This is a genomic window from Flavobacterium sp. RHBU_24, from assembly GCF_046613695.1.
Taxonomy (GTDB): domain Bacteria; phylum Bacteroidota; class Bacteroidia; order Flavobacteriales; family Flavobacteriaceae; genus Flavobacterium.
Map to the genome: position 1 here is coordinate 1 of NZ_JBKJHD010000039.1, position 5202 is coordinate 5202.

Annotated in this window: 1 protein-coding gene; it reads right to left on the minus strand. The window is 46.8% G+C overall.

The genetic code is table 11. The features are described 5' to 3' along the window. Positions 1–5202 (minus strand): LamG-like jellyroll fold domain-containing protein (locus ACLI09_RS17905; RefSeq protein WP_411421015.1); only part of this gene is annotated, 5202 nt, incomplete at both ends.

Genomic DNA, 5202 nt, shown 5'->3' on the forward strand with positions numbered 1-5202 from the left:
ACTGGTTATCGTATTTTCTACCCTTAGCGTAGCTCCGCTGTTTACAGTAAGCGTAGCGGCAGCATCGGTAATGGTAATGCTTTTTGCGTGGGCAACGCCGGTGCTCACCACAGGCATATAGAGCAGCGGGTGGTTGTTAGCGTCGGTGGCGGGTATTACAACATTATCACCCGCGCCCGGTATAGTGTATTCACACCAGTTAGCGTTGTTATTCCAATCGCTGTCCATGGTTCCTGTCCATATTTTTTCAACAATGTTTACGGTTATGCCCAGCCTTTCGGCACTTTCGCATGTGCCTGTGCGTTTGGCACCATAATAGGTGGTACCGTCTACCAGGAGTGTTGATGTAGGTAGGGATTCACCTCCCGTAGGTGTTGTATACCACGATATATATCCTGTAGCAAATCCGTCTACAACAATCTGGTCTAAGTTAGCCGATGAAGAACAGAACGTCTGGTTGGTATTACCCGTTAGCGGAGTTACTGTTTGTATGATTACATATACTGTTATACGGTTACTTTCACAACCATTTAATGTTTGTGAAACGTAGTAGTTTCCTGAACTCAGTAATGTGGTGCCAGCCAATTCGCTGCCGCCTGTTGCCGTACTATACCATTTTAAATTAGTACCGGTCGCAACAAGATCAGACACAGTTGCCCCATTACAGAAAGCACTTTGTGACGAGAAAGTTGGCGCTGCTGTAGTGTTAATGGTTACGGCTACGGCTGTGCGTGTACTCTCGCAACCGTTAAGTGTTTGCGACACATAGTATGTACCTGTGCTAAGCGCAGCCGCTGAGGCAAGGGCACTGCCTCCTGTAGACGAAGTATACCATTTTAGGCCAGCGCCGGTTGCTACAAGATTAGCTACTGTGGCACTGTTACAAAACGATTGGGCCAAAGCTATTGGCGCAGCTGTAGTATTTATGGTTACCGCTACTGCTGTACGGACACTCTCGCAGCTATTAAGCGTTTGTGACACATAGTATGTACCCGTTGTAATTGCCGCAGCTGAGGCAAGTGCGCTACCACCTGATGCCGCGGTATACCATTTTAATGCCGTGCCGGTAGCTGTTAAGTTAGCTACTGTGGCACTGTTACAAAAAGTTTGTGCCGATGCTGTGGGCGCAGCGGTGTTGTAAACAGTTACGGCAACAGCAGTCCTAGGGCCAGTACAGCCGTTAACGGTTTGGCTTACATAATACGTAGCACTGATTAGGGATGTTGTTGAGGCAAGGGGAGTGCCCCCGGTAGCCACGCTGTACCATTGTAAGTTACTTCCTGTAGCTACAAGGCCTGCCACGGTTGTTGCACCGCAAAATGTTTGTGCCGAAGCGGTTGGCGCCACAGGTATAGATGCCACCTGCTGCAATTCGTAAGCGCCTATATCTACTATTGTGTCGTAAATACGGGTGTTTCCGGCAAGATCGGATGTAACTCCAACAGGAATATAGCTGTTGTTTCCTGCGTTAAGTACCGGGCTGCACGGTAAAACACGGTAGTCTCCCGTGGTAAACGGCGCGTTGTAAAATTCAGGTGCGTTTACAAACAACGGGTTTACATCGTTTATGTTGCCATTTGTATAATCATTACCCCATTGTATTAAAGAGTTATAGTAAGTAACCGGGCCAAATATAGGCTGGCCATTACCATATACAATTGAATTTCGCAGTATAGTAGAGGAGCCTCCGCTATTATAAATACCGTTATTATTGTTACCGCTTATGGTTACATTTATCAATGTAGGTGAAGACGAGGAAGCATTTTGTATACCACTACCGGTATACAATGCCTTGTTACCGCTTATAATCACATTAATCAGTGTAGGGGAAGAATTCTCATAGTTACACATTGCCCCGCCCGAGTAGGCCGAATTTCCTTTTATGATGAGGTTCCTGAATGTAGGAGAGGCAGACCTGTTATAAATAGCGCCACCATCATCATTTCTGTTTGCGCCGCTTAAGGTAAAGCCATCCAGCACGGCAGTGGAGGTAAGTACATAGTCAGTGCTATAAGTGTTATTAATTATCAGAAACTGGTTGTAGCCACTAAGTGTAGTAACATTAGTAGTCCAGTTGCGTTGCGAAAGCGCTGTTTCAGTACCGTTAAAACCTCCGTATACGGCTACATTGTTTACCAGGTGGAAACCATTACCGGGAGGATAATACGTTCCCGCTGCCACCCATACCTGCTGTACGCCCACAACATCTATCATGCTTTGCAGGCTGCTGCTGGCATTAGCCCAGCTGGTACCGTCTCCCGTGCCCGATGCCGTTGGTTTCACATAGAGTATAGGGTATAATGGTGTCAGCGATACCGAAGTGCGGAAGCTTTCGCAACCATTAAGAGTCTGGCTTACATAATACGTGGCGGTGGTAAGCAGTGTGTTGGGAGCTAATGCGGTGCCACCGGTACTTGTTGTATACCATTGCAGGTTTGTGCCCGTAGCCACCAGGGTAGATACCGTAGCTCCTGTAGCGTAGGCCTGTGCAGACGCTGTTGGTGGCGGTGTAGTAATTATGGTTATTGGTACCGCCACACGGCTGCCCTCGCAGCCATTTATTGTTTGCGAAGCATAGTAGGTGCCGGTACTTAATGCCGTGGTGCCTGCCAGTGCGCTACCTCCGGTAGCTACGGTGTACCACTTTAATGCTGTACCTGTAGCCACAAGGCCTGCCACCGTGGTTCCGCCGCAGTATGTTTGTGGCGAAGCGGTTGGCGCTGCGGGCGCAGACGGTAGTTGCTGCAATTCGTATGCACCAATATCTACAAGGGTATTGTAAATACGCGCGTACCCATCCAGGTCGGTTGTAGTGCCTACGGGAACATAGCTGTTGTTGCCCATGTTAAGCGCCGGGCTGCACGGTAGCAGGTGATAGTCTCCTGTAGTAAACGGAGCCGAGTAAGGGTCTGGCGCATTTACAAATAATGGGTCTATATCGTTTATGTTGCCATTTGACGTGTTGTTAACCCATTGTATCAAACAGTTGTAATAAGTAGGTGTGATGCCAGATATAGGCTGGCCGTTACCATATACAATTGAATTTCGTAATACAGGAGATCCTCCAGCCGTATAAACACCTTGATTATTGTTACCGCTTATGGTTACGTTTATCAATATAGGCGAAGAATTAGATCCATTATATATACCACTGCCGTAATATAATGCCTTGTTACCGCTTATAACCACATTAATAAGTGTAGGAGAAGAATTATCATAATTAAATACTCCACCTCCCCAGTACGCTGCATTTCCTTTTATGATGAGGTTTCTTAGTGTAGGCGATGAAACATTGTTAGAAATTGCACCTCCATAACCATTGGTATTAGCTCCGGTTAGTGTAAAGCCATCAAGTATAGCAGTGGCATTAAGCGCCAGTCCAGAACCGTTATTAATTATCAGACCTTGATTATAAGGCCCAAGAATAGTAAGGTTAGTTACCCAGTTGCGTTGCGAAAGCGTTGTTTCAGTACCGTTAAAACCTCCGTATACGGCTACGTTGTTTACCAGGTGGAAACCGTTTCCGGAAGGATAGTAAGTGCCTGCTGCCACCCATACCTGTTGTACATTTGCTATATCTATCATACCCTGCAGGTTAGCGCTGGCATTAGCCCAGCTGGTGCCATCTCCGGTACCCGATGCCGTTGGTTTTACATAGCGTATAGGATAGGTAACAGTAATGCTTACAGCCGTACGTGTACTTTCGCAGCCGTTAGCGGTCTGGCTTACATAATACGTGGCTGTGGTAAGTGGTGTTGTTGAAGCTAATGCAGTGCCTCCTGTGCTTGCGCTATACCATTGCAGATTGGTGCCTGTGGCTACAAGGCTGGCTACTGTAGTGCCATTAGCGTATGTCTGGGCTGTAGCGGTTGGCACAGCAGTAGTGGGATTTATGGTTACCGCAACCGCTGTGCGGACACTCTCACAACTGTTAAGTGTTTGCGATACATAATAGGTAGAGGGGCTTAAGGCAGTAGTTGAGGCAAGTGCACTACCACCGGTTGCAGCAGTATACCATTGCAATGCCGTACCTGTCGCGGTAAGGTTAGCCACCGTTGCACCATTACAAAGTGTTTGTGCCGAAGCTGTTGGTGCTGCTGTAGTATTTATGGTTACCGCTACTGGCGTCCGTGTACTCTCGCAGCCATTTAGTGTTTGCGATACATAATAACTACCTGTGCTTAGTACAGTAGTACCTGCCAGTACACTACCGCCGGTTGCAGCAGTATACCATTTTAAGGCGGTGCCTGTAGCCGTAAGGTTAGCCACAGTTGCACCATTACAAAGTGTTTGTGCCAAAGCGGCAGGCGCAGCGGTAGTACTTATGGTTACAGCTACGGCTGTGCGTGTACTCTCGCAACTGTTTAGGGTTTGCGATACATAATAAGTACCCGTGCTTAGTGCAGTAGTACTTGCCAGTGCGCTGCCCCCGGTAGAAGCGGTATACCATTTTAAGGCCGTGCCTGTAGCCGTCAGGTCGGCAACGGTAGTACCATTACAAAGTGTTTGGCCAACTGGTGCATTGCTATTTTCTATCCAGTTACTTGTATTGCCACTTAGTGCAAAATTGTATAATGTACCATTAAGAGCGTTGCTGCTTTGGTCGTATAATACATTGGCTCCCGGATTAGAACCATTGGCTGTGCCGGTATTAAAGTTGTAATAAAACTTTATGTTTCCGGGCAGCACAGGTGTTGCATTAGCCATATCTGATTGTATCTGCCCCTGTGTAAGGGCCACATTATATATTTTAACTTCGTCTATGCTTCCGGTAAAAAATTCTGCGTATCCCCCCAAAGAGCCAATATCTAATATGCTTGTGGTATTTATAAACAGGGGTGTGCCACTGAAAGTATTTGTGCTGACTTGTTGACCGTTTACATAAATAGTATATCCGGTTGGGGTAACAACGTATGCAATATGCAACCATTGATTAGCCGTGTAAGTATAAATAGCGTCAGCGGTTGTTGTTAACCAAGAGCTTCCGGTACCTATGTCACCATGTATCACGTTTCCGCCCGTAAGTTTAAAATCAAAAGATGCCCCGGCATTTCGGGAAGAAACTATTGACAGGGTTCCACTAGTAGTACTAGGTTTTGCCCACGCTTCAACCGTGTAACTTCCACTTATCAAAATAGGAGAAGTGTCGGTTTGCACATAATCATTAGATCCATCATAGTCTAGTGCATTACCCATTGAAAC